The sequence below is a fragment of the Prevotella illustrans genome (genome assembly GCF_017426725.1).
Classification (GTDB): domain Bacteria; phylum Bacteroidota; class Bacteroidia; order Bacteroidales; family Bacteroidaceae; genus Prevotella; species Prevotella illustrans.
Genome location: NZ_JAERMS010000042.1, coordinates 1 through 24,436 on the forward strand (window position 1 = coordinate 1; position 24,436 = coordinate 24,436).

Genomic DNA, 24,436 nt, shown 5'->3' on the forward strand with positions numbered 1-24,436 from the left:
ACTTTTTTGATGGTATATGTAAAGATAATTCAGGGTGCGGTAGATATCATCGATAACGGCAATGCTAAATCTCTATTTTTGCCACAAGTGGTAAGTGGTCGCTATATCCGTCGTTGTACTTGTACATCGAAAAGGTACGAAGAGGCATCATGCCTCCATACTTCTCATCGTGGGTAAGTAGAAATGGTAAATCTACGACATGGCATTCCCATTTTCGTTGGCACAAAGACTCACTTACGAATATGTGATCTAAGCTTTTCCATTCTCCTCGAAACTTATATGTAGCTTTAGCCCCATGTGTCCCTTTCGCTTTTTCTGATATTTCTGTCAAGCCATACTTTCGAAGAATCTGAAGGCTATGGCTATCTGAATAATCATTGAAGTCGCCCATTACGATAATCTTTGCACCAGCCGACAGGCTGTAGATGGAGTCTATTGCCGAGCCAAGCTGACTTATCACTTGAAGACGAAAGGGTTCCGAGAACTTTTCGCCCCCTGATCTACTTGGCGCGTGAACGACAAATACATGTAATGTATCGCCCGTAATAACTTCACCCGACACATATAGAATATCACGGGTAGGTTTCATGTCTGCCAATAGGTTTATTCTGATTGAATGTGAGTTGACGGGGCGAAAGGAAAATGGTGAGTAGAGTAGGGCCACGTCTATGCCGCGTTCGTCGGGTGAGTTGGTCATGAAATACTCATAACGAGCATTCCGCAACAATGATTTTTTCGTAAGGTCAGTCAAAACGCTGTCATTCTCCACTTCACATAAGGCAATCAGGTCGGGCTGTGTCCACTCAACACTCTCTCCGCCGCAGGCTATCAGTTCTTGGCTGATATTTGTCAGTTTGCGCCAATATCTATAATGTGTCCAATGATGATAACTGTTTGGCAGAAACTCTGTATCATTCTTCAATGAGTCATGTTCTGCATCAAACAGGTTTTCGCAATTGAGTTCGGCAATTGTGAAGATTCCAAGTAAAAGAGAAAATAACAGATTCATGAGTTTTTGGCTACATTGGTACGTATTTGGGTCAGATATTTCTTCATTCCGTTTGCGTCTTTCGTTTCAATGATATGCAGCAGCTCTTTCAGTTCTTCACGGATTTGGCTGACCTGATCACTTGTATAGGGATTGAAGAGGATTTCCTGCAACAGGTAATCATCTTCACTTAGCACACCTTTCGCTATTTTCATGTGGCGTTTAAAGGTCGTTCCGGGCGCGTCTTGGTGCTTCATTACAGCAGCAAAGACAAAAGTGCTGACAAACGGAATACTCAAAGAGTAGGCCACCGTCTTGTCATGCTCCGTAAACGAATACTCGTAAATATTCAGTCCCAGCTTCTGATATAAGTCTTTGAAAAAAATACGCCCCATATAGTCGCCCTCATTGATGATGATGGCATTCTCTTCGCTCAACTGATTCAGATTGGCAAAGGTCGGTCCGAACATCGGGTGGGTTGAAACAAACGGCCGGCCGGCCGACAGGTAATAGTCCTTCAGGCCCGTCTTTACGCTCGAAATGTCGCTGATGATACAGTTCTCGGGCAGATAAGGCATGATTTCCTCAAACGCCGGGATGGTATACTTCACCGTAACGGCATTGATAACCAACTCTGGCAGAAATGTCTTCACTTCCTCCAGATTTTGAAAACGATAACAATTGTAAGTGAACCGCAGGCGCTTTGCGTCTTTTTCGAATACGGCTATCTCGTGGTCAAAGCTAAGCAAGTCAATGAAGAACGACCCCATCTTGCCTGCTCCCATTACTAATATCTTCATGCGGATTTATTGATTGACAATTTCCAACTGCTGGCGCACACTCTCTTCGTGGATATGTTCAAATACCTGAGCGGCAAATTCGGGTGATAGACCGCACAAACTAGCCTGTGCACCACGCTTCTCCAGTATTTCATTATAGCGGCTTGCCTGTAATACCGTCATGTTATGCTCTTTCTTATACGTACCGATTTCACGGCAAACACGCATCCGTTTGGCCAGCAATTCCATCAACTGGTTGTCCAGTTCGTCTATTTGACTGCGCAACATGCGTATTCCTTCTGTAGTCGTATGTTCGTCGCGTACCACCAACAGGCTCAGAATATAATCTAAAATTTCGGGCGAAACCTGCTGTTTGGCATCGCTCCAAGCCTCGTCGGGGTTGCAATGGCTCTCTACAATCAGTCCGTCAAAACCCAAATCCATAGCCTGCTGACAGAGCGGTGCTATCAAATCGCGGCGTCCGCCGATGTGACTTGGGTCGCAGATGATAGGCAATTCCGGAATGCGGCGACGCAGTTCGATAGGAATTTGCCACATGGGTAGGTTACGATAAATCTTCTTGTCGAAACTTGAGAAGCCACGATGAATGGCTCCTAAGCGTTTGATACCTGCTTGATTGATACGCTGTAAGGCGCCGATCCAGAGTTCAAGGTCGGGGTTTACCGGGTTTTTAACCAACACAGGGATATCCACTCCTTGCAGCGAGTCGGCCAAAGACTGCATCGCAAAAGGATTGGCCGAAGTGCGGGCACCCACCCAAAGAATGTCAATGCCATATTTTAAAGCTAATTCTACATGCTCGGGCGTAGCCACTTCGGTTGCCGTCAACATACCGGTTTCGTCTTTTACACGTTTCATCCAAGGCAATGCCTCTTCGCCTTTGCCTTCAAATCCACCCGGTTTGGTACGTGGTTTCCATACACCTGCTCTGAAGATATGACAGCCTTTAGCCGCCAATTTCAAGGCGGTGGTCATTACTTGCTCTTCTGTTTCTGCCGAACAAGGGCCTGCTATTACACATGACGGGCGTTCATTATCGCTCGGTAAATTCAAAGATTGAAGATTTAATTCCATAATCAATCGTTTTATATGGTTATTATTATTCTCTTGTTAATAGTTATTCTGTCCATGGCTTTGTTTATTTGTTCTCTGAAAATACGCTTTTGATTCTTGTCAGAGCCTCATTCATCTTGTCTTCTTTAGCGCAAAGTGATATGCGGATATACCTTTCGCCATTTGAGCCAAAGATGAATCCGGGCGTGATAAATACCCGGGCCTCATGGAGAACCTTTTCGGTCAATTCTTCCACGTGCGTATAATGCTCCGGTATTTTCCCCCAAAGAAACATGCCTACCTGACTGTTGGCGAATGAACATTCCAAAACATTCATAATCTGTTCGGCTATATCCCGGCGTCGGCGATATACATTTATATTATATTCTTTGTGCCATTCTTCCGTGTTTTCGGTCAAAGCCTCGGCGGCAGCCAACTGAATACCTCGGAAAGTGCCGCTGTCTATGTTGCTCTTTATTTTCAATATCCAACCGATAAACGTCGCATTCGAAGCACACATGCCTACGCGCCATCCGGGCATATTAAAGCTTTTGCTCATCGAATTAAACTCAATGCAACAGTCTTTTGCTCCCGGAATCTGCAAGATGGATAGTTTCTTCCCCTCATTCAGAATGAAAGAATAAGGATTGTCATTTACTACAATGATATGATTTCTGCGTGCAAAGTCTACTAATTTGTTGTAGGTTTCCTGTTGTGCATTACCTCCGGTTGGCATGTTGGGATAGTTTGCCCACATCAGTTTGACACGGCTTAGGTCCATTTTTTCCAATTCTTCGAAATCAGGTTGCCACCCATTGTCCTCACGCAAATTGTAATTGACCACCTTTGCGCCTAAAATAGTGCTTAATGATGTGTAGGTGGGGTAGCCAGGGTTAGGCACTAGTACTTCATCGCCGGGATTAACGAAAGCCAACGTCACGTGCAGAATACCTTCTTTCGAGCCAATGAGCGGTTGGATTTCCGTTGCCGGATTAAGCCTTACGTCATACCAACGTTTATAAAATCCGACCATGGCTTCACGAAGTTCCTGTGTACCCATCGTAGGTTGATAGCCATGTGCTGCCGGTTGTCGGGCCACCTCACATAATTTATCAATCGTTTGTTTTGAAGGCGGCATGTCCGGACTTCCGATAGCCAGCGATATTATATCTTTTCCTTCTGCATTCAACCGAGCCACTTCTTTCAGTTTTCTGCTAAAATAATATTCTTGTATCTCCGATACTCTTGCTGCGGGTTCAATCATCGTTCTGTGTTTTTTTATATTATTATATATAGTTGCAGTCCGTTGGTTTCAGTTCCATTTCTCCGGTTCAACATTCCGAGTATTCCCCCAAAATCTTGATATTTCTTGCTAACGGAGTGATGGCGTCTATTGATTGACGATAACGGGTAAAGGAATCAAAGGTCACGTCTACGTAGAACAAGTATTCCCATTCGTGTCCGATAATGGGTAATGACTGTATTTTTGTCAGGTTGATGCCATAGAAACTAAGGATGGTCAGTATTTTGCTGAGTGATCCCTCTTCGTGAGGCAGCGAGAATACGAGCGAAGCCTTGGTGGCCTTGTTCGCCGGAAACAGTTCAGGGGCTTCTAATGGATTGGCCACCACCAGAAAGCGGGTGTAATTATGCTTATTGTCATGAATATCCTGCTCCAATACTTTCATTCCATAGATATCGGCAGCGTAAGCAGAACAAATGGCTGCCCAGCCCGATAAGTGATGAGAGGCTATATATTCCGCGCTTCCGGCTGTATCTTCGGCTTCTACGGCTTTCAGTTCGGCATGCGCAGACAGAAAGTTACGACATTGTTGCAAAGCCACCGGATGAGAATGAACCTCTTTGATACTTTCCCAGTCATCCTCAGGCAGGCAGCATATCGAGTGTTCAATATGCAGTTTGTGCTCACCGATGATGGTCACATCCGATTGTCGCAGGAGTTCGTAGTTGTGCAACAGACTTCCGGCTATCGTATTTTCTATGGCTAGCATGCCGATTGTGGTCGGGTCACGCCTGATGGCGTTGAATATCTCTTCAAAAGTAGAGCAGCACGCCAGTTCTATTTGTTCGCCGCTGAAATACTCATGCGCCGCGATATCATGGAATGAACCGACTTCTCCTTGTATAGCGATTTTCTTCATACTTTCCTTTCTGTCTCAATAACTTCTTTAAAGAGAAACGGTCCACACTCTAATGAGCGGGACCGTTTCGTTATGTTTCCATATTCTTAAGCTGAATTCTACACGCAACTTCCCGCTTCACAATGTCTTGCGAAGTAAAAATAAAAGTAAGATGCGTAAGACTTCATATCTTCTGTTTTTATCTCTTAATAAGTGCAAATTTAAAGTATTCAATCCGTTCTGCCAAACAAATTGAAAGAAAAGTATTCATTTATACCTAACTTTTTTGCATTCAGCTGTGCGTGTAGTGAAATAAAGAAAATTATTTAACAAGTTCTTTTACCGTACGACCATCGCTGTATTTCACGAAGTTCAGACCTGATGTGGGCTGCGAGATGCGACATCCTGCAGCGTTATAGCGAGCTACTTCGATGGCTTCTGTCGTATTCGTGGTAGTATCTATGCCCGTTGCGGTAGCATCAGAAATTGTACACCGGTTGGCATTAACGATTTCTTTCGTCTTCGTATTGATGACCAAAACGCAGACATGGAGCTTTGTTTTGTCCTGAATGGTACGATATTGTGATATGTTATTGAATGAAACTTTGTGGGTCTGTACTTCATCCGCTACGGCAGAAGGTTTGAGACTTCCCGTTATACCAGTATCTATTCCCATAGCGGAGATGGCTACATGGTTGAATTTCATACCACGAATGAATCCCGGACTATTGATAAAGAAGTCCATTTCCTTTGTAATGCCCAAATCGGCTGTATTTCCTGAATAGTAGTTTTTCTGATAATATGAACTGTGTTGCAATTCATCAGCCGTCAAGACATAAGCAAGCGCATAGGGAGCTTCGGCCATGTCAATGCGGAAGATAGTCTCGGATGTTACAGAAATATTGTTCTTCTTTTCGTCCCAAACAGCTGACACCTTTACATCTAACTCTGCTCCTTTTTCCTTTTCAGACATGAAAGTGCTGGCAGCATTGAAGTAAGTGAAATTCGTTGTGCGGTCGAACATCACGGTAGGATATCTGTTATAACGGTTCTTCTGGCTTTGGTAGGAGGGGCAATGCAAGGGCTCTCTGTTGGAATGAACGGATATACCGATGAACTCATCAGGGAAAGTATGTGTTAAGTTCTCGAGCAAAGCAATGGCTCCGGGACAGTTTCCGCACCACATAGCCGTATAGGCTTCTGCTACGACCTTGCGCTTAGGCACTTGTGTGAGGGTCATTCGTGTGATGGTAGTATACGGAATTGTGGCACCATTGGGCTGTCCGTTGACTTTTGTTACATTGAAAGTCAGTTCCGTTACTGATATTTTCGTATGTGGCGAAACATGTATATTGATGAGTTGGCTGTCGTGAGAGGTGATAGCTTGAGGAAGAGAGAGTTCCTTTGTCTCGATAACTTCATTGCCAAAGCTGAGCGTATACTCGATATTCTTTACCTCACTGTCACCATAGTTCACGAGTGAAACAGGAGCGTCAACACCCTCAGAGTTGATGCCGACAAGCGCTTTTCGCATGGATACCGGCGAAATAGAGTTATTGTAGCCCCCCGAAACTTGTAGTGCTGCGGCATAGATAGATGTATGCAACAGTGTCAGCAAGAAGGTGACTACGACCCGTAAATATGTTCTTTTTATCATGCTTTTATCTTTCAAGGGTTACTGAACGATTTTCTTTTCTGTGCTTACCACTCCCTTATCATTTATCTTCTGGATGATATAAGTGCCCTTGGCGAGTCCTTGCAGCGATGGCAGGTTCTTGCCGATAAGGCGACCATCGAGGCTATAGATATTATAATTGATGGTCTTGTCTGTGTTGAGGGTGCCGATGCCTGTAGGTGTTTCGTCGAAAACAAGCGTAATAGATGGTCCTGATTTGTCAGTTACCCATTCGCCACCTTCTTCCTTTGCAGTGAACAGCTGCAGAACAACTGTGCAATGAGCCTTGTCTTCGCGGTCGTCTTCGGGAACGAACTTTATATCAAGTGACTTTCCCTTGGACATCTTAGCCTTCAATAGAACTTCCTCTGTCTTGTAATTCCCGACTTCATCCCAAGCATCACAAGATTCGCCGAAGCATACCTGAATATCTCCTTCCTTGATGTTCTTGATCTCGCAAGAGAGAATAACGTGTTGAGGCGTATTCGATACATTGCGAGCAAATATGCCACTCGGCATATACTTTGGAAAATCCGGTGAGTCCGGATTGTTCTCTAACTTATTAATAGTAACTGTCGAGCCGTTGGCAATGACCTTTCCTGTAGCATCTACGAACTCAAGTGTTTGTGCTATCAATGTTGTTATACCAAGCAACATTGCGTAAAAAAGTGTAATTAATCTTTTCATTTTCTGTTCTTTTTATTGTTATTTTTATGGGTTGACAAGTTGTTGACGGGTTACCTGAAGCACACTATCGTCATTATATACGAAAGCAACAACTGCCATGTGATTGGCTTTCCAGCCTTCTTCAAGCTGGCAGTCGGCTTCTTTGCTCGTGCTTGTTCCGTTAGCGAGGGTGATAGCTTCGCCCCATTCGCCGTTGATACTTGTTCTAAGCACGTGATTATGTACGTAGTATTTGTTGTTTTTACCATCAGGCATTTGCTGTATGGCGGTGATAGTATCTTCGACGAGCCACAACTGTAACTTGCCCGCGACGCTATTTCCCAAAGAATTGACCGTGGCTTTGATATGTGAACGGCGTGTTGCCGAGTCATAACTGATGGCAAGTTTTATGTCGACAGTTGTTTTTTGTTGTACCTCATTATATACCAGTGACGGCCATTGAGCATCTTTGGCAGGCCTGCCTTTGCGGTTGATAAGTCCCAAAGGCAGATGTCCGATTTTCCAATGCTTATAATAGAGGTCGCCGAGAGGAGTTCGGAGACCATTTAATGTAGCTGTAGGTTTTAAGGCGAGCGGTCCGGAATGGATGGCTACGGCTATCACCGTGTCGGCTCCGTACTGCTTTTGGAGCTGTTCGATGACTGTCGCGGCCCGCGGACAGTTGCGACATTTCTGTCCGGTGAAGTCTTCTATGAGTACGCATCGCCCCACGGTTGCAGGTTTCACGTAAATGAGACGGTCGTTGCTGTCAATGTGGTCGCACGCTGTCAGCATGAGTATGGTACAGGCAATAGCCGAAAGAAGTTTTATCATATTGTGTCAGAAGTTGTAATTATATGAAACAGTAAAACCCTTACTGGCAGGGATATATCGGCATACGCCACCCGAACAGTTGTAGCCGCTGCGAGTTCTTCCATAACCGATTTGTAGTCGATGTGCTCTTTTCAGATAGGTGACAAGTCCTTGGTAATAATGTATGTGGGTGTTGCCGCTGTTATACATGTCCGAGACCGTGAACATCCACGAAGGTGCGAGCGATAATTCGGCAAGTCCGAAGAGCCAGTTACGGTCATCGTCTTTCGAAGAGATATATTGTAGTTCGGTGCGCAAAGTAGTCTTGGGAGCCAGCTTATACTTTGCGTCTGCTATGAAAATATTCGACCGTATCATACCTCCTTCACCCTCTACGATGGTTTTGTTGTAGAGTTGATTCATGTACATGAGATTCAGTTTGAAAGATTTAGACAGTCGTTTTTCCATCTGTAGATAGATATCCTGATAGTAAGTAGAGGGTCCCCAAGCCCAGAATGGCGATCCATAACCATCCGTACCCTTACCTCCCTTCTCATTTCGGCGCACGCCATGCACGTGTGAGAAATTCAATTTCAGGTTTGTACCATATTTACCGCCGAGCGTTGTGTGTCGGGGGAGGTTATAACCCCAAGCCGCTTGATACGCCCATTCGCCGCCTGGCTGCGTCGCATAGGGATAGAGTGCCGCCAAGGCATAGCTATGTTCCATGGTGAAAGGCGGCAGATGATTGATGAATGACGATGTGCCTGATATGCTGCGAGTGCTACGATAAGCCATATTAACGCTTCGCTTCGCTTGTAGCAGCAAGCTCATACCTCGTTTGGAGTAAGAACCGGAGAGCATCGCTACATAGCCGTTGCGATAGATGTAACCATTGTCGAACGAAGGGTCTTGACTCTTGAAGGCATATTCGGCAAGCAGACTGAAAGCTCCGTTTTGCAGACGGGCACGTACATCGAAAGCATTGACATTGCGAGGGAGGCGCAACCGATGTGTGGCATCAGCCATCACGTCCTCATCTCCTTCGTGCTTGTTAACAAATGATGCGCCCAAGGTTATATATGTTTTGTCTTTCAGGGCCTTAAACCATTCTTCAAGATTAAGCTCCACGTCTCCGCCCGATACCTGTGCATGGTTCCAATGCCAGTATCTGCGCTGCTTACCCGAGAGCACTTTAAGGCTGACACCTTTTAGTGGCTTGTACTGCAAGCGTGCGCCGAGCATCGAATTGTCTATTCCCAGGCTGCGCTCTTCATAGGTTCGGAGTATGAATCCCGAACCAAACTGCTCGTAAAAACTGCCCAAGGTGAGTTCTGCTTCTTTATATCGGCCTTTCACATAAAAGTAAGGTACGCCCCATCCCTTGAAATCATTCTCGAATCCCGGCAACGGATGCTTGAGATATTCAAACCGCAGCCCGGCATCCACATGCTTGCTCGTGGCATTGAGTTCCACATAGGTATTGGTGAGAAAGTCGCCCGATGATTTCGTGGCGCCGGTCTTATCATCCTTCTGTGGCAGAAGCATGTCGCTCTGTACGCTGCCCGACAGCCTTATCTTATCACCATTCTCCTGGGCCGGCAACACCGTGTAGGAAGCGCAGACCAGCAGTCCTGTCAAAATGTAACTCCTCATACGCTATTTGCCGCAGGCCTCCTTCACTTTCTCATACAGTTCGGCCTCGGCCCCATCGGTATATCCGTTATGCTTGAACACGATATTTCCCTTTCCGTCGAGCACAATTACATAAGGTATAAGCTGCACACCGAGTGCCCGTTTCAGTTCGCTGTTGGGATCGAGCAGCACTTCATAGGGCCATTCATTCTCATCGACCAGCGGTTTCACCTTATTTATATTCTGTGCCTGATCTATAGAAACGGCAATCAGTTTCACGCCTGTTTCCTCCTGCCAGTCGGCATATACCTCGTTGATTGCTTTAAGTTCGCGGTTGCAGGGCTTGCACCATGTGGCAAAGAAAGAAACGATCAAAGGCTTGCCATGGTTGGAGAGCGTGTCTAATTGTACGCTTTTGCCATCGATATTTTTAAGGGTTAGTTTGGGCAATCTGGTCTGCGCATGAACTGTCAGACCAATAAGAATTGCCGCGAATAGCAGTCTTATTTTTCTCATATATTGTTATAGTTATAAATTTTGAGTGTGCAAAGTTACAATAAAAAATCGGAATACGGAAAACATAGCAATAGATTGGGGCTAATGAATATCTCGTGGTAAATCATTCATTTCCATTGCATATATCAAAAAATCATATTATTGGTTATGCTGTTTCATCCTGACACCGTGATTTTGTTAGAAAAAATCGCATTATTTTAACACTTCCGCAATGCCTCATCTAAGTGCCGGCATGCCGAAAAATTGCTTCGATTTGCCGATTTTTATACTCTTTTATGTTCAAAGTTATGCTTTTATCGGCTCAAAGCATAGCGATTACCCCGCTAAATCATAGCTTTTAGCCGGTGAAAGGGCCGCGATGACGGCCTAAAAGCATAGCTATTAAGGGTAAAAAGGCGAAGGGGAAATGCGCTAAAAACCGCAATGTGTTGATAACCAGTATTTTATAAACCTGCTCTACAATCGCTTATTTTCGTCCGTCTCTTTTCTTTTTCAGAATAATGCCACTTTTTTGATGGTATATGTAAAGATTATTCAGAGTAAAGACAGAAGAAAACCTACCCCGGCCCTCCCAAAGGGAGGGAGCACTAACTGAAGAGTGTGAAGTGCGAAAAGGTAAGCTATCAAAGGCCGCAAGCGGCCAAGAAAGACATAAAGCTAAGTGGGAAGTGGGAAATGGGAAGCGTGAAATGTAAAATAGAGTGTGAAATGCGAAAAGGTAAGCTATCTACATTTCGCATTTCACACTCTTCTGTTAGTTCTCCCTCCCTTTGGGAGGGCCGGGGTAGGTTATGTCCTTTGGCACGGGATAACTATAGCGATAGCGTGATGGGTAAGAATGGTGGTTGTCGTTATACCAGGCGCCTTCTACGGACACCTGAACTGAAAAGCTGGGATTCAGCGTGTACTTGACGGCGGCACCCAGCACGTCGGCTCCGGGCGTCATCATGCCCATGCCCGGCGCGTAATAGGGGTACATGCCGTAATAGGGTGAGCCCGGCCGGCCCGCATAACTGTCATAATTGTTGGCCACATTCTTCTTTCCATAAATCCAGGCTTCCCAATGCTCATTGAATCGGTAGCCCAAGGCGGCATAGACGGCACCGTCACGGAAGGAGTCGCCGCCGTAATTGAAGTGCTGGACATAGCCGCCTGCAGCCAACCACAGCTTTTTATCCTTCGTGAGTGATGACAGCCAAGTGGCTGAAAGGCGCTGTCCGAAGCCACCCTTGTGTGGCGCGTTCTTTCCGAATGTGGCAAAAGCGCTCAGGTCCAGACTGGCATTCAGTCCTTCGTGCAATCCCCAGCCATAACCGTTCCAGCCATAACGCCAGGCATAGTAAGACAAAGGTGGCTGCGGTACGCTCTTGTCGGCATATAGCGTGTCATGCCGGGCCGACGCCAAGAAGCTATGAAGCCCTAATAATAACAATATCAAGATTTTCTTCATGCGTTTCTTTCAATTTTATAGTGTTGCAAAGTTAATTAAATAACTTGAATTTATTTTGGACGTTAACCTTTTTATATTATTTTTGCCAGCGTTGTATTAAATTACTGATATTTAGCAAGTTGCTCTCATTTTATGGTCGACGGCCCCCGATGGTCCGGCAGTCGTTTTAGAAAGCCGTTTCGGGTATATTGTCCCAAGCATGGTCAGTGGCTTGCTGCAAGTAGAACTTATAAGAATGGATATGATGAAAAAGAAACTGATTGTCAGTCTGTTGGTCATGGCAGTTTTGCCTACGGCAGCGCAAAAGAAGACCACGACGCCCCAGCGTCCTATAGCTAAGCGAGTATCTGATTTTTTCAAGAAGACCAAGAAACAGGTGTCGGCTACGGGCCAGCGCATTGGCGAAGCCATCGGCCTGGACCAGCCTGAAACGGATAAGGGACTGATTACCGTAGACGGCGTGAAGTATATGCCGGTATATAAAAAGGATCTCATGGCCGATCGTGAGGAGGCGGCCCGGTTGGAAGCGGCGGCCCGGACCGAGTTTATCAAGAAATACCCCAAGGCTGAAATCATTACTTCGGTCGTGCCGCAGGAAGACTGGAACCATTACGCCATCCACAATAAGAAAATTACGGGTTATAAGCGTCGGGCTTATGTTTACATCCTGGCCAAGGATGGCGACGACGCCTATCTGAACGCCAGCTATCTCTTCGAGGCAGAAAGGGAGCCGGGACAGGAGTATGTCAACGCCCGTGAGTATCCGCAGTTGAAGCGGGTAGACGCCATTCCCTCGTCCGTATTGAGCAAACTGGAACAATAAGCCTACATGAAACTATTCAGGAATCTTTTCAGGAAAAAGGAAAGAAAGGAGCCGGAAGTAACTGTCGCTGAACACGAAAGGCCTATATTTGAAGGTCAAGAAGCGGCTACCGAAGAATCGGCGCAGACCGCCGAATCTTCCGATTCGCTGCTCGATACGTTTAATCGGCTGCAACAGCAAGCTGACAAATCACCCGAAGACACCGACCTGCTGCTTCGCATGGCTGAGATCGCTTATCAATTGAAAGACTATGTAGCTATGCAAGACGCCTGCGAAAAGGCCATCGTCGTGGATAACCGTCTGCTCCGCGCCTATCATCTCTACGCGCAGGCCTGCAGTGCTCAGCACGATACGATCAACGCCATTGCCATGAGTACCAAGGCCATCATGCTGTTGGAGGAGCAAGACACGGCCTATCCGTCGGCGGCTGAACTCTATCGGTTGCGTGGGCAGCAGCTGATGCTTGTCGGCGACAAGGCCGGTGCCGAAACCGACATGAAAAAGATGTTACAGTTAGATTCTTCTGCCGCCCGGCAAGTGTCGGGCGATTTTGAAGCCGAAGGTAGAGACTAAGCAAACAAAAAGGAGATAAAGCAAGGCTGTCAAGCTGTCTTTATCTCCTTTTCGTGTTATTTCATAAACTTGAGGCGCATGGAATTGAGCACCACCGATATGCTGGAGAATGCCATCAGCGCCGAAGCCCACATGGGAGAGATCTGAAAATCGATACCGAAAAGATAGAGCACGCCGGCTGCCAACGGTATACATATTATATTATAGATGAAGGCCCAGAAAAGGTTTTGCCAAATCATGCGGACCGTTTGCCGGCTCAGCGTCACGGCGTCGGCAATGCTCTGTAGGTCGTCGCCCATCAAAGTAACCTGCGCCACGTCCATGGCAACGTCGGTGCCACGTCCTATGGCCATGCTCACATCGGCCAGGGCCAGGGCCTGCGTATCATTAATGCCGTCGCCAATCATGGCTACGGTCTTGCCCTCTGCCTGCAACCGACTGACGAGTTTCTCTTTATCTTGAGGCAAAGCCCTGCTGTGGTAATGCTTGATGCCGGCTTTCTCGGCCCAATATCGGGCTGCCTCTTCTTTGTCGCCGCTCATCATATAAACCTCGACACCCTCTTTCTGCAGCCGCTCCATCACGGCACGTGCGTTCGGTTTTAGGGTCTCGCGCTCGTCAAGCGGCAGTTCGTCGGCCTTGGTGAAATCGATATTCTGATTGGGAACAGTCAGCGTTCCGGTCTTATCGATGACGATGGCATTCACCTTACGCAGCCCTTCGAGCGCGGCCGCGTCCTTGATGAGCACCTGCTTCTCGGCCGCCTTACCGATACCCACCATCAGAGCGGTAGGGGTGGCCAGGCCCATGGCGCACGGACAGGCGATGACCAGCACGGCGATGGCGCTCAACACGGCATGGGGCAACGCGGCGTTTCCGCCGAGAACCCACCAGGAAAGAAACGTGAGCAAGGAGATTCCGGCTACTACGGGCACGAAGACGAGTGCCACCTTGTCGATGACACGTTGCACCGGAGCCTTGGAACTCTGGGCCTCCTGTACCATGCGGATGATATGGGCCAGAGCCGTTTCTTCACCTATCTGCCGCGCTTTCATGCGTAGTTTGCCCTGACTCGGAATGGTTCCGGCCAATACCCGGCTGCCCTTTCGCTTGGCCACGGGTGACGGTTCGCCCGAAATCATGCTCTCATCTACGTAGGCGGCGTCGGCCGTCATGAAGCTTTCGGCCCATGTCACCTCACCGTCTACGGGAATTTTCTCGCCGGCCCGCACTTCCAGTACGTCGCCTCTCTCAATGGTCGAGATGGGGACGTTCTCCAGATTGTCGCCGTCCACTAAGCGGGCGGTCTTGGGTTGAAGGCCCATCAACTGGCGAATGCTCGACGCGGTGCCGTCCTTGGCTTTCTCTTCAAGCAGTCGACCGGTCAGCACGAAAGTGATGATCATGACCGAAGCGTCGAAATACGTGTGCCATTCGATACCACGGCTGCCCCATACCTGTTCACCCCAAAATGTGTTGAAAGTGCTGAACAGGAAGGCCACACCAGTAGACAGAGCTACCAGCGTGTCCATGTTGGCCGCGCCATGGCGCAACTGTTTGACGGCCGATGCGTAGAAGCCGCGCCCACAGTAAAGCAGGTTGGCTGCCGAAACGATGAGAGCTAACTGGTTGGCCATGTTCTTATCGGCAATACCCAGCCATCCCATGGAAATGGACATTACCAGCAATGAGAACATCCAGGACAGAAGGGTCGTGCGGCGTAGCAGGCTAAACGCACGCTTTTCGATTTCTTCCACCGATTGGTTGGTGTCGATAATCAGGTCGTAGCCGATATCGTTGATAGCCTTCTTCATCTGTTCCAGGCTGATGGTATCGGGATTGAAATCTACCAACGCGCTACGACCGGGCAGACTGACCGAGGCCTCCGTGACCCCATTGAGTGAATTGAGCTTACGCTCTACGTTGGCAGAGCATGCCGAACATGCCATGCCAACGACAGGAATCGTCTGTTTCATACGACCTCCTTTTATAGGGATAGCTCGTAGCGGCCGGCTCCGTTCACGGCAGCCCGGATAGCTTCGGGAGTAGCGGGAGCCTCGAAATCGACCGTCACATTGGCCTCATTCAGATTGGCTTCGGCGGCAACGACACCGTTAACACCCTTGATTGCGTTTTCAACATTAGCCTTGCAATGTACGCACTTCATACCTGATACTGAAAAAGTCTGTTTCATATGTTTGTCTCCTATTGATTAATTTTTCTACTGTAAAGGTATACCTTATACCTATTTTATTATATATTATGAAATGGAAGAATATTACATGATTCCAACGATGGCCAAGTTAGCAAATAAAAAGTGCCGGATGGTCTCGTTAGATTTGAATAAGGTAAGAGAATGGAATTGATTGATGAAGTTCAAAGCGGCTGTGTCCTCGTAGTTTACTACAGACATAGCCGCTTTGTAGTACGGCATGAGCTTCGGGAAACGCTCATGGCATAGAAATCTTATTAATACGCTGACTCGAATTCTTTAAGAAAACGGGTGTCGTTCTCTGAGAACAGGCGGAGGTCGTTGACACGATATTTCAGGTTGGTAATGCGTTCCACGCCCATGCCAAAGGCATAACCGGTGTAAACATCCGGGTCGATACCGCAGGCAGCGAGGTCGTGTGGATCGACCATTCCACATCCGAGAATCTCAACCCAACCCGTATGCTTGCAGAAGCCGCACCCTTCGCCGCCACAGATATTGCAGGATATATCCATCTCGGCACTGGGTTCGGTGAATGGGAAATAGCTCGGACGCAGCCGTATCTTCGTGTCTGGGCCAAACATTTCACGTGCGAAAGTGAGGAGAACCTGCTTTAAGTCGGTGAAGCTGACGTTCTTGTCGACATACAGACCTTCTACCTGATGGAAGAAACAATGGGCACGGGCGCTGATCGCTTCATTACGATAGACACGTCCGGGGCACAAAATGCGAATGGGAGGCTCGTGGGTTTCCATGTAATGAGCCTCATCGCCCGACGTATGACTGCGAAGAAGCACATTCTTCGTCACGTCATTGGGATCACTGCGTTCGATGAAGAACGTGTCTTGCATGTCACGGGCAGGATGGTCGGCCGCAAAGTTGAGCATGGTAAACACGTGCTTGTCGTCGTCGATCTCCGGACCATGATACAGCGTAAAGCCCATACGAGAGAAGATATCGATGATTTCATTTGTTACAATAGAAATGGGGTGGCGGGTGCCCAGCCCTATTGGATAGGCCGAACGGGTGAGGTCGATGTCGTCGCTGTGGCTTTCCGCGTTTTCAGTATCTTCTTTCAACTGATTGATTTTGTCGATAGCGGTCTGCTTTAGCTCGTTGATTTTTATACCTATAATTTTCTTTTGATCAGCGGCAACATTACGGAAGTCGGCCATGAGGGCGTTTATCTCACCTTTTTTGCTAAGATACTTAAGGCGAAGCTGCTCAATTTCTTCGGCATTGTCGGCCGTAAGTTCGCTGACTTCCTTAAGTAATGATTCAATCTTTTTGAGTAACATATTAATGAAAAAGTGTTTAATTCTCAATTAATTAGGTGCAAAGATAAATAAAAGAATTGAGATAGGGGAACGGGGAAATGAGATTTTTGGGCGGTCGGTCTTTTTTCCATACACTTTATTGTTGCAATGGAAATAAAGTTGTAATTTTGCGTTCAATTATCAGGTAGTGTTATGAGAAAGATTTTTATTCTGATATCCGCGATTGCGTTGCTTACCATTGCCTATTCCACAATAGGGTGTTCCAATAAAAAACCGGAGACGATTGATACGGTGTCGGTGGCACATGACAGCCTTGCTGATACTTCGGTAGTCGATACGATAGAGAATATCATTGCCGAGACCCCTATGCCGAAAGCCGCAGACGAGCTCTTCGATGATTTTATCTTTAATTTTGCGGCAAACCGAAAACTGCAACACAAGCGTATTCATTTTCCTTTAGATGTATATAAGGATGGGAAAAAGGATCATCAGATTCAAAAGAATGAATGGAAAATGGAGCATTTTTTCATGCATCAGGATTTCTATACCTTGATTTTCGATAATAAAAAGCAGATGAATCTTGTCAAAGATACGACCGTTGGCCATGTCGTGATAGAGAAGATTTTTTTCGATATAAAGACGGTTGAACAGTATCTGTTTAACAGAATCAACGGACAGTGGATGTTGACGAGTATCAATTACAAGCCTATGTATCAGAATCAAAATGCCTCTTTTCTTAAATTCTATCGTGAGTTTGTGACTGATTCTGCTTTCCAGTTGCGTAGCGTGCATAATCCCTTGACTTTTACCGGGCCTGATCCGGATGATGATTTCAGCACAGTGACGGGAACATTGGCTCCTGAGCAGTGGCCTGTGTTTGCCCCCCGGCTGCCCCATGATATGATGTATAATATAATTTATGGGCAAAAATATACGGAGAGCAATCAGAAGATTTTTGTGATCAGAGGTATTGCCAATGGCTTAGAAACAGAGTTGACCTTCAAGCGTCTTGATGGTATGTGGAAATTGGTGAAGTTGTCAATGTAGTTGGCATGATAGAGAAAGAGAAGTATAGCCTTAAAGAGCACAACACGTTTGGAATAGACGCTTCGTGTGCTAGTTTCATGGCATACGGTAATGTGGTAGAAGCCCGGCAAGTGGCAGCCCGTATTCGTGAAGCAGCTCTTTTCTTGATAATCGGAAGTGGAAGTAATCTGTTGCTGACCCATGATTTCGAAGGGATTGTCGTAACTCCGGAGTCACGTTTTGAGGTTGATATAGTAGGGGAGGAGCAAGCCTATACTTATCTGAGATGCTGGGCCGGAACCCTCTTTGATGACGTGATCGCCTATGCTGTGGAGCATCAATTGTATGGGGCCGAGAATCTATCGCTTATTCCCGGTGAAGTTGGTGCCAGCGCTGTTCAGAATATCGGAGCTTATGGCGCAGAGGCCGGAGATTTAATTTCGGAGGTAGAGGCTGTTGAAATTGCGACAGGTAAGATTGTCGTTTTCCATCACACAGACTGTGAATACGGTTATCGCCAAAGTAAGTTTAAGCACAGTTGGAAAAATAAGTATCTGATAACAAGCGTTGTCTATAGGTTCAGTAAGGTCTATAATCCAAGGTTGGAGTATGGCAATATTCGGTCGGCATTGCGGGAGGCGGGTATCGATATGCCCACGCCACAACAATTACGAGACACGATTATTCGAATCAGGCAGGCTAAACTACCGGATCCGAAAGTGTTGGGAAATGCCGGTAGCTTTTTCATGAATCCGATTGTTGGGAGAGATAAGTATGAAAGTCTGTTGAAGACTTTTCCCCAAATGCCACATTATACAATCGACGCGTTACATGAGAAAATTCCTGCAGGCTGGTTGATAGATAAATGTGGGTGGAAGGGTAAGACCGTAGGGCGTGTCGGTGTGTACGATAAGCAAGCATTGGTGTTGGTCAATCACGGGCAAGCCACAGGCTCGGAAGTGTTGGCATTGTGTCGGGAAGTACAGCGGGATGTTTTTAACAAGTTTGGTATTGAGATCAAACCGGAGGTAAACATCGTATGAAACTTACGTTGTTAGGAACAGGAACTTCGCAGGGCGTACCTTTGTTAGGTTGTGATTGCGAGGTTTGCAAGAGTTCGGACCCAAGGGACCGGCGGCTGCGAACGGCAGCATTGTTGGAAACGGATTCTACCCGAATATTGATAGACTGCGGACCGGATATCCGTATGCAACTCATGAACCAGCCATTCAAGAAGATTGATGCGGTATTATTAAGTCATATTCATTACGATCATGTGGCCGGCATTGATGATCTGCGACCTTATTGTAAGTTTGGAGATATCCCTCTTTATGCGGAGCAGGATGTTGTCGACGGACTGAGGAACACGATGCCGTATTGTTTTACGAAGCATTTATATCCGGGGGTTCCTAAACTCAACTTGCATGTGATACGCCCACATCAGCATTTGCGTTTGGGCGATATAGATGTGCTACCCATTCGTGTGCTGCATGGCAACTTACCGATTTTAGGTTATCGATTTGGTAACTTGGTTTACATTACGGATATGAAAACAATGCCTTCATCGGAGTATGTCTGGATTGATGGTGTGAAGGTGCTGATTGTCAATGCTTTGAGGTGGGAAAAGGAACATCATAGTCATCAGTTGGTGAATGATGCGTTGGCATTCTCAAAAGCGTTGAGAGCTGAACAAACCTACCTTATACATGTTACCCATCAGATAGGATTGCATGAATTAGCTAACAGGCGTTTGCCTTTGGGAGTGGAAATAGGCTACGATGGCCAAGTAATAGAAGTTTAGCGATAGTTGCAAGGTCAGTATTAAACTGTAAGATGACATTCTTTGATGATTGTTTTTTGAATCAAATAGATATAAAAAAAGGAGTACCGCCGTACTCCAACCTTGTTAACCTTAAATCTAATACTATGAAAAACACAGAGCAAAGTTAGTCATTATTTTAAATAATGCTCATTTGCATGGTGTAAAATTGTTGTTATATAGAAATTATTAACTAATATAAAGCGATATTAACCAAAATGACGCGTTATTTGCTCGTTATAGATGTTGCAACTAACGCTGTCTTTTGAATTTATGATAGAGCTTCCATCCAAGGATAACGGCATCAAGAATTCCTGCACTTGTATTGATAAGTTGGGAAAATCGCTTGGATGGGGGAGTGGAAGAGGGTGACTGTTTACTATGGAAAAGTTCATTCCAAAGTGCTTTTATCTTGATATCATCAGTCTGAATCTCTCTTCGCAACATCTCTTTTTGAACGCGAATGTCATGCAAGTTGCTGTAAGGGAATGTAATTTGCTCTTGATTTCTTGTCATACTACTTTTGCATTAGAATGCTTGCCAAAAACTTTACTAAAGGCTTCTCAATCCATTTTTGACGGAAGATGATAAATAGCAGGAAGATAGCAAGATAGCCACCGGCTATAATAAGGAATGCGCATGGCGTACCAATGGCCGGCGCCAGCGCATGGGCAACAGCAAACGAAAGGAATATAAATACTACGATAAGCAAGATACTCAATATTCCTATCATCAAAAGGGCGGTAAAAAGTCGCACGATTTTTTCAACTATATCGAGCTTGAAAAATTCACTCTGCAAGCCCACATAGTGTCGGATGACTTCGACTAATTGCCCAATCGTTTCTATATTTTGATCGTTTGAAAACAAAATATGAATTTCCTATTAAATAAGTAAATGGATTATTCGTCGATATCCGTTGCGTCCTTGATATCGTCTACCAGATCATCTACATCTTTGCGTGAAACTTTGAGATCATGTTTCTTGCAAAAATCATCCACAGCCTCCGCAATTTTGCTGCGTGTGTCCTCACCTTTGGCAGGGGCAAGGAGTAAACCGACAGCTGCTCCGGCGATAGCACCACTTAACAAAGCGCCAATGTAACCTAATGTTTTCATAAGTCTAATAATTAAAATAAATCTTTTCACAAATGTAGAAAAAAGATTTATTAGTTCAAATATTTTTACTACTATTTTTTGTTAAATGTATTGGTATTGACTGATTTAACAAACTTTATGCAGCTCTTTTTTTACGTTTTATGAGATATTTCGTATCTTCGCCGAGACTAAAAGTTATAATATAACCCATAAAACGTAAGATTATGAAGAAATACATGTTGGCTTGCGCAGGCTTGTGCTTAGCTTTGACACTTGTAAGTTGTGGCTCTACAGAAAGTGCATATAAAAAAGCTTATGACAAAGCTAAGGCGCAGGAAGCCAAAAATGTTGAGCCTCAAACCGACGTTCCTGTGGTAACTCCGTTGGAAACGCGTCCGGCAACTCAGTCTACGGTAGTTGATAACAGGGATAACGTCGTTGTTCGTTCAGAAAACTTCAGTGTAGTCGACGGACCGGCCTTGAAAGCTTTCGGTGTCGTTGTCGGCTCATTCTCTTTGAAAGCCAATGCTGAAGGTTTGCAGAATACGTTGAGGAGCAATGGCTATACTCCGTCTATCGTTTACAATGCTGAAAGAAATATGTATCGAGTAGTGGCTACTTCTTTCGATACTAAGAGCGATGCAGCCCGTAGCCGTGATCAGTTGCGTGGTACCTATGAGGGTGCTTGGCTGATCTTCAAAAAATAATGCGTGTTCTTTCGATCGATTACGGACGAAAACGGACCGGACTTGCTGTGACCGACCCGTTGCAGATTATTGCAAACGGATTGGCCACAGTATCTACTACTACCTTATTGGACTTCCTCGAAACTTATATTACAACGGAGTCTGTAGAACGTATTGTAATAGGAAAACCAACGCAAATGAATGGTTTGCCCAGTGAGAATCTCAAACGTGTGGAGGCTTTCGTGAACAGATGGAAGAAATGTCATCCTGAAATTCCGATTGAATATTATGACGAGCGCTTTACATCGGTATTGGCTCATCAAGCGATCATTGACGGGGGAGTCAAGAAAAAAACGCGGAGAGAAAATAAGGGACTGGTAGATGAAGTCTCGGCGACTATTATATTACAAGATTGGATGTCGTCGAGAAAAATGTTTTAAAGTAAATAAGATAATGATATTACCTATTTATATTTATGGTCAACCTGTTTTGAGAAAGGTTGCTCAAGATATTCCTGCTGACTATCCTGATCTTCAAGAGTTGATAAGCGACATGTTTGAAACGCTTACAGCCAGTGAAGGCGTGGGGCTGGCCGCCCCGCAGATCGGTAAAGCAATCCGGGTGGTAGTCATTGACCTGGATGTGTTGGGTGAAGACTTCCCCGAATACAAAGGCTTTCGTAAAGCATTCATCAATGCGCATATCGTAGAGGTGGATGAGAACTCGAAGAAAGAACCCATGGAAGAAGGCTGTCTCTCTATCCCGGGCATTCACGAGGTGGTGAATCGCCCCAGCCGTATACATGTGATTTATCGCGATGAGGACTTTCAAGAGCACGACGAGTGGGTGGAAGGATACTTGGCCCGTGTCATGCAGCATGAGTTTGACCATCTGGAGGGAAACATGTTTGTGGACAGGTTGTCGCCACTGCGCAAGCAACTCATTAAGAATAAGTTGAAATCCATCTTGCAAGGCAGATTCCATTGTGGATATCGTACGAAAGTAGTCAGAAAATAGTGAGGATATAGAATTTGAATCTTAGAACTTATTTGTTAGGCTTTTTGCTTGCTATTGCGTCTGGAACACGGGCGCAGTACAATGTTGACCGTTTGTTGACAAGCGGTCGAATTGCTTTAAGTTACGACGATTATGTTCTGTCCATACAATATTTTAACCGTATCATAGAGCTGAAGCCCTATATTTACCAACCTTGGCAATATCGGGCTGTTGCCAAATTCTATTTGGATGACTTCGCCGGTGCCGAGAACGATGCTACCGAGGCCATTCGACTTAATCCTTTTGTGGACAATATTTATGATTTGCGTGCCATTTCAAGGATTAGGCAACAAAAATATGACTTGGCAATAGAAGATTATTCTAATGCCATCAGACTCAATCCCACAAATCAAAATTTTTGGTTCAACAGGGCCATCTGCCGATTGAATACGAAGGATTATACCAGATTACATCTGGATATAGATACCATTGTCGGTAAGTGGGGGAAGATGTCACAAGCCTATACTTTAAATTCTGAAGCGTATTTGCAGGAAAAGGATACCATAAAAGCCGTGAAATGGCTAGATAAAGGCCTGGCTTTGGACCCTTATAATGCTGACGCGTGGACCACACGGGCCTATATCAGCTTGGCACGGAAGCGATGGAAAGACGCCGACACGGAGTTAGGTAAGGCTATTCATTTGAAACCAAAGTTTGTCAGCAATTATGTGAACCGTGCCTTGGCCCGCCTCAATGTGAACAATCTGCGTGGAGCAATGGCCGATTACGACATGGCTTTGGATTTGGATCCTAACAATTTTCTTGCTCATTACAATCGGGGCCTGCTGCGTATGCAATTGGGAGATGACAATCGGGCCATTGTCGATTTTGATTACGTTATCAAGATGGAGCCGCAGAATATGATGGCCATCTTCAACCGGGCTGTGCTTCATGACAAAACCGGTAACTTACGGGCGGCCATCCGCGATTATTCTACGGTGATAGATCAGTTTCCAAACTTCTGGACAGGATTGAATTATCGAGCCAACTGTTATCGCCGCCTGGGGATGACAGCTAAAGCCGAACTGGATGAGTTTCGTATTTTCAAGGCGCAGATGAATAAGCATTTGGGTATTCAGCCACGTTGGACTAAGAGCATGCGACGAGAAATGAGGAAACGTAGTGAAATTGATCCCGAAAAGTATAATCAGCTCGTTGTGGCCGATGAGAATACCGTGGAACATGAATATAAGAGTGAGTTCCGCGGACATGTTCAGAATCGCAATGTTGACTTGCAGATTCTACCTCTTTTTGCCTTGTCTTATTCGCCCTATGCCAATGGTGTCAATTCTTTTCAGATGTATGATAAGGCCGTTGAAGACTTCAATGCCCGTTTGCGCCCTGTGCAACCACTTTTCATCTCGTGCAATTCCAAGCAGTTGACAGAGGAAGAAAGCCGTGTGTATTTTGATAATATCGACCATTTGTCGGCTCAGATAGCGGCATCCAAGCGTCTTGTCGACGTGCTTCCCCTCCTTTTTCAGCGTGCTGTCACTTATAGTGTCGTTCAGAATTTGGACGCTGCTTTGGCAGATTTCGATACCTACTTGCAAGAAGATTCTACCAATGTATTGGCCTATTGGCAGCGCAGTGTCTGTCAAATACTGCTAAGCCATTTTAACGGCGACACTTCGCAGATTCGACTGAAGAATGCCCTGACCATCAGTGACCTGGACAAGGCCATCCGTTTGAATCCTTCGAGCCCCTATCTTTATTACAATAGAGGAAACGTCTATGCTTCACAGAAGGATTACGAGCAGGCCATTGATGATTATACCCGTGCCATCGCCTTGGAGTCTAAGTTGGCAGAAGCCTATTTCAACCGGGGTGTTTGTAGAATCGAAGCCGGTCGGAAAAAAGAAGGCGCTGCAGATTTGAGCAAAGCCGGTGAGCTGGGTATTTATAATGCTTATGCCGTGCTGAAGCGGTATGCCAAGTAGTGTTGTGTGTTTGTCTTTTTTTCTTCCTATGTGCTTTCATCTGCTTACTACGTGAAAATCGACGTTTGTAAACGGAAAGGATGGGGGCAGTAGAAAATTAGTGGGGACAGGTTTTACAAGTCTCGATGATATCTACCGCCCCCTGAATTATCTTTACATATACCATCAAAAAAGTGGCATTATTTTGAAAAA

At 45.7% G+C, this 24,436-nt stretch carries 26 protein-coding genes; 9 read left to right on the plus strand and 17 right to left on the minus strand.

Annotated features, from left to right (window positions below):
* Positions 1-64: 64 nt before the first annotated feature.
* From JHU38_RS10500 to JHU38_RS10550, 11 genes are all read right to left on the minus strand, one after another.
* Positions 65-1,009, minus strand: coding sequence for an endonuclease/exonuclease/phosphatase family protein (locus JHU38_RS10500; RefSeq protein WP_107582906.1), 945 nt, complete (start codon positions 1,007-1,009; stop codon positions 65-67).
* Complete coding sequence (locus JHU38_RS10505; protein ID WP_107582904.1) at positions 1,006-1,788, minus strand: prephenate dehydrogenase/arogenate dehydrogenase family protein; 783 nt, start codon at positions 1,786-1,788, stop codon at positions 1,006-1,008. The genes JHU38_RS10500 and JHU38_RS10505 overlap by 4 nt, the downstream gene beginning before the upstream one ends.
* Positions 1,789-1,794: 6 nt before the next feature.
* The gene (locus JHU38_RS10510; RefSeq protein WP_107582902.1) at positions 1,795-2,862 is read right to left on the minus strand and encodes a bifunctional 3-deoxy-7-phosphoheptulonate synthase/chorismate mutase type II; all 1,068 of its coding nucleotides are present in this window, start codon (positions 2,860-2,862) and stop codon (positions 1,795-1,797) included.
* A gap of 64 nt (positions 2,863-2,926) precedes the next feature.
* A complete protein-coding gene (locus JHU38_RS10515) occupies positions 2,927-4,105 on the minus strand; it encodes a pyridoxal phosphate-dependent aminotransferase (protein WP_199222679.1) in 1,179 nt (392 codons plus the stop codon).
* A gap of 67 nt (positions 4,106-4,172) precedes the next feature.
* On the minus strand, positions 4,173-5,003 hold the full coding sequence (locus JHU38_RS10520) for a prephenate dehydratase (protein ID WP_107582900.1): 831 nt from the start codon (positions 5,001-5,003) through the stop codon (positions 4,173-4,175).
* A 301-nt stretch (positions 5,004-5,304) separates the two neighbouring features.
* Positions 5,305-6,639, minus strand: coding sequence for a thioredoxin family protein (locus JHU38_RS10525; protein ID WP_146157028.1), 1,335 nt, complete (start codon positions 6,637-6,639; stop codon positions 5,305-5,307).
* 18 nt (positions 6,640-6,657) lie between these two features.
* A complete protein-coding gene (locus JHU38_RS10530) occupies positions 6,658-7,344 on the minus strand; it encodes a T9SS type A sorting domain-containing protein (RefSeq protein WP_107582896.1) in 687 nt (228 codons plus the stop codon).
* Between the two features lie 24 nt (positions 7,345-7,368).
* Positions 7,369-8,157 carry an Omp28 family outer membrane lipoprotein gene (locus tag JHU38_RS10535; protein WP_107582894.1) on the minus strand — a complete coding sequence of 263 codons (789 nt, stop codon included), beginning with the start codon at positions 8,155-8,157 and terminating at the stop codon, positions 7,369-7,371.
* A gap of 6 nt (positions 8,158-8,163) precedes the next feature.
* Complete coding sequence (locus JHU38_RS10540) at positions 8,164-9,792, minus strand: DUF6029 family protein (protein WP_107582892.1); 1,629 nt, start codon at positions 9,790-9,792, stop codon at positions 8,164-8,166.
* 3 nt (positions 9,793-9,795) lie between these two features.
* A complete protein-coding gene (locus JHU38_RS10545) occupies positions 9,796-10,287 on the minus strand; it encodes a TlpA family protein disulfide reductase (RefSeq protein WP_107582890.1) in 492 nt (163 codons plus the stop codon).
* A 754-nt stretch (positions 10,288-11,041) separates the two neighbouring features.
* Positions 11,042-11,737 carry a hypothetical protein gene (locus JHU38_RS10550; protein ID WP_232369937.1) on the minus strand — a complete coding sequence of 232 codons (696 nt, stop codon included), beginning with the start codon at positions 11,735-11,737 and terminating at the stop codon, positions 11,042-11,044.
* 241 nt (positions 11,738-11,978) lie between these two features.
* On the opposite strand from JHU38_RS10550, the gene JHU38_RS10555 reads away from it, so the two are divergent.
* A complete protein-coding gene (locus tag JHU38_RS10555) occupies positions 11,979-12,560 on the plus strand; it encodes a Tat pathway signal sequence (RefSeq protein ID WP_146157027.1) in 582 nt (193 codons plus the stop codon).
* 6 nt (positions 12,561-12,566) lie between these two features.
* A complete protein-coding gene (locus JHU38_RS10560; RefSeq protein WP_107582886.1) occupies positions 12,567-13,133 on the plus strand; it encodes a tetratricopeptide repeat protein in 567 nt (188 codons plus the stop codon).
* A gap of 56 nt (positions 13,134-13,189) precedes the next feature.
* Here the strand turns inward: JHU38_RS10560 and JHU38_RS10565 are convergent, their stop codons facing one another.
* The 3 genes from JHU38_RS10565 to pheS form a co-directional block, all read right to left on the minus strand.
* Positions 13,190-15,109: a heavy metal translocating P-type ATPase gene (locus JHU38_RS10565; protein ID WP_107582885.1), complete on the minus strand. Its 1,920-nt coding sequence runs from the start codon at positions 15,107-15,109 to the stop codon at positions 13,190-13,192.
* A gap of 11 nt (positions 15,110-15,120) precedes the next feature.
* Positions 15,121-15,327 (minus strand): heavy-metal-associated domain-containing protein, encoded by a 207-nt coding sequence (locus tag JHU38_RS10570; protein WP_107582883.1) that lies wholly within the window; start codon positions 15,325-15,327, stop codon positions 15,121-15,123.
* 275 nt (positions 15,328-15,602) lie between these two features.
* Positions 15,603-16,643 carry a phenylalanine--tRNA ligase subunit alpha gene (gene pheS, locus JHU38_RS10575; protein WP_107582881.1) on the minus strand — a complete coding sequence of 347 codons (1,041 nt, stop codon included), beginning with the start codon at positions 16,641-16,643 and terminating at the stop codon, positions 15,603-15,605.
* A 171-nt stretch (positions 16,644-16,814) separates the two neighbouring features.
* Between pheS and JHU38_RS10580 the strand changes: the two genes are divergently transcribed.
* The 3 genes from JHU38_RS10580 to JHU38_RS10590 are packed head-to-tail and all read left to right on the plus strand — an operon-like array spanning position 16,815 to position 19,449.
* Positions 16,815-17,669: a DUF4348 domain-containing protein gene (locus JHU38_RS10580; protein WP_107582879.1), complete on the plus strand. Its 855-nt coding sequence runs from the start codon at positions 16,815-16,817 to the stop codon at positions 17,667-17,669.
* 5 nt (positions 17,670-17,674) lie between these two features.
* Positions 17,675-18,691 (plus strand): UDP-N-acetylmuramate dehydrogenase, encoded by a 1,017-nt coding sequence (gene murB / locus JHU38_RS10585; protein ID WP_107582877.1) that lies wholly within the window; start codon positions 17,675-17,677, stop codon positions 18,689-18,691.
* Positions 18,688-19,449 (plus strand): MBL fold metallo-hydrolase, encoded by a 762-nt coding sequence (locus JHU38_RS10590; RefSeq protein ID WP_107582875.1) that lies wholly within the window; start codon positions 18,688-18,690, stop codon positions 19,447-19,449. Before murB ends, JHU38_RS10590 begins: the two co-directional genes overlap by 4 nt.
* Before the next feature lie 270 nt (positions 19,450-19,719).
* On the opposite strand, the gene JHU38_RS10595 is transcribed toward JHU38_RS10590, so the two are convergent.
* Genes JHU38_RS10595 through JHU38_RS10605 form a run of 3 tightly spaced genes read right to left on the minus strand, consistent with a single transcriptional unit; the run spans position 19,720 to position 20,583 of the window.
* Positions 19,720-19,983: a hypothetical protein gene (locus tag JHU38_RS10595; RefSeq protein WP_107582873.1), complete on the minus strand. Its 264-nt coding sequence runs from the start codon at positions 19,981-19,983 to the stop codon at positions 19,720-19,722.
* Between the two features lies 1 nt (position 19,984).
* A complete protein-coding gene (locus JHU38_RS10600) occupies positions 19,985-20,335 on the minus strand; it encodes a phage holin family protein (protein WP_107582871.1) in 351 nt (116 codons plus the stop codon).
* Positions 20,336-20,367: 32 nt separating this feature from the next.
* Positions 20,368-20,583 (minus strand): YtxH domain-containing protein, encoded by a 216-nt coding sequence (locus JHU38_RS10605; RefSeq protein WP_107582869.1) that lies wholly within the window; start codon positions 20,581-20,583, stop codon positions 20,368-20,370.
* 203 nt (positions 20,584-20,786) lie between these two features.
* Here JHU38_RS10605 and JHU38_RS10610 point away from each other — a divergent pair, with 203 nt between their 5' ends.
* Genes JHU38_RS10610 through JHU38_RS10625 form a run of 4 tightly spaced genes read left to right on the plus strand, consistent with a single transcriptional unit; the run spans position 20,787 to position 24,244 of the window.
* A complete protein-coding gene (locus tag JHU38_RS10610) occupies positions 20,787-21,269 on the plus strand; it encodes an SPOR domain-containing protein (protein ID WP_107582867.1) in 483 nt (160 codons plus the stop codon).
* Positions 21,266-21,688: a Holliday junction resolvase RuvX gene (gene ruvX, locus JHU38_RS10615; RefSeq protein WP_199222685.1), complete on the plus strand. Its 423-nt coding sequence runs from the start codon at positions 21,266-21,268 to the stop codon at positions 21,686-21,688. Before JHU38_RS10610 ends, ruvX begins: the two co-directional genes overlap by 4 nt.
* 13 nt (positions 21,689-21,701) lie before the next feature.
* Complete coding sequence (gene def, locus JHU38_RS10620) at positions 21,702-22,265, plus strand: peptide deformylase (protein ID WP_207859373.1); 564 nt, start codon at positions 21,702-21,704, stop codon at positions 22,263-22,265.
* 14 nt (positions 22,266-22,279) lie between these two features.
* Positions 22,280-24,244, plus strand: a complete 1,965-nt coding sequence (locus JHU38_RS10625) for a tetratricopeptide repeat protein (RefSeq protein WP_232369938.1) — start codon at positions 22,280-22,282, stop codon at positions 24,242-24,244.
* Positions 24,245-24,436 lie beyond the last annotated feature (192 nt).

Coding starts and splice junctions, on each gene's coding strand:
- JHU38_RS10545 (WP_107582890.1), bottom strand. CDS start 10,287: ATGAGAAAAATAAGACTGCTATTCGCGGCAATTCTTATTGGTCTGACA.
- JHU38_RS10590 (WP_107582875.1), top strand. CDS start 18,688: ATGAAACTTACGTTGTTAGGAACAGGAACTTCGCAGGGCGTACCTTTG.
- JHU38_RS10595 (WP_107582873.1), bottom strand. CDS start 19,983: ATGACAAGAAATCAAGAGCAAATTACATTCCCTTACAGCAACTTGCAT.
- JHU38_RS10530 (WP_107582896.1), bottom strand. CDS start 7,344: ATGAAAAGATTAATTACACTTTTTTACGCAATGTTGCTTGGTATAACA.
- JHU38_RS10500 (WP_107582906.1), bottom strand. CDS start 1,009: ATGAATCTGTTATTTTCTCTTTTACTTGGAATCTTCACAATTGCCGAA.
- JHU38_RS10560 (WP_107582886.1), top strand. CDS start 12,567: ATGAAACTATTCAGGAATCTTTTCAGGAAAAAGGAAAGAAAGGAGCCG.
- pheS (WP_107582881.1), bottom strand. CDS start 16,643: ATGTTACTCAAAAAGATTGAATCATTACTTAAGGAAGTCAGCGAACTT.
- murB (WP_107582877.1), top strand. CDS start 17,675: ATGATAGAGAAAGAGAAGTATAGCCTTAAAGAGCACAACACGTTTGGA.
- JHU38_RS10540 (WP_107582892.1), bottom strand. CDS start 9,792: ATGAGGAGTTACATTTTGACAGGACTGCTGGTCTGCGCTTCCTACACG.
- JHU38_RS10515 (WP_199222679.1), bottom strand. CDS start 4,105: ATGATTGAACCCGCAGCAAGAGTATCGGAGATACAAGAATATTATTTT.
- JHU38_RS10505 (WP_107582904.1), bottom strand. CDS start 1,788: ATGAAGATATTAGTAATGGGAGCAGGCAAGATGGGGTCGTTCTTCATT.
- JHU38_RS10520 (WP_107582900.1), bottom strand. CDS start 5,003: ATGAAGAAAATCGCTATACAAGGAGAAGTCGGTTCATTCCATGATATC.
- def (WP_207859373.1), top strand. CDS start 21,702: ATGATATTACCTATTTATATTTATGGTCAACCTGTTTTGAGAAAGGTT.
- JHU38_RS10565 (WP_107582885.1), bottom strand. CDS start 15,109: ATGAAACAGACGATTCCTGTCGTTGGCATGGCATGTTCGGCATGCTCT.
- JHU38_RS10605 (WP_107582869.1), bottom strand. CDS start 20,583: ATGAAAACATTAGGTTACATTGGCGCTTTGTTAAGTGGTGCTATCGCC.
- JHU38_RS10610 (WP_107582867.1), top strand. CDS start 20,787: ATGAAGAAATACATGTTGGCTTGCGCAGGCTTGTGCTTAGCTTTGACA.
- JHU38_RS10525 (WP_146157028.1), bottom strand. CDS start 6,639: ATGATAAAAAGAACATATTTACGGGTCGTAGTCACCTTCTTGCTGACA.
- JHU38_RS10555 (WP_146157027.1), top strand. CDS start 11,979: ATGATGAAAAAGAAACTGATTGTCAGTCTGTTGGTCATGGCAGTTTTG.
- JHU38_RS10510 (WP_107582902.1), bottom strand. CDS start 2,862: ATGGAATTAAATCTTCAATCTTTGAATTTACCGAGCGATAATGAACGC.
- JHU38_RS10535 (WP_107582894.1), bottom strand. CDS start 8,157: ATGATAAAACTTCTTTCGGCTATTGCCTGTACCATACTCATGCTGACA.
- JHU38_RS10580 (WP_107582879.1), top strand. CDS start 16,815: ATGAGAAAGATTTTTATTCTGATATCCGCGATTGCGTTGCTTACCATT.
- JHU38_RS10570 (WP_107582883.1), bottom strand. CDS start 15,327: ATGAAACAGACTTTTTCAGTATCAGGTATGAAGTGCGTACATTGCAAG.
- JHU38_RS10550 (WP_232369937.1), bottom strand. CDS start 11,737: ATGAAGAAAATCTTGATATTGTTATTATTAGGGCTTCATAGCTTCTTG.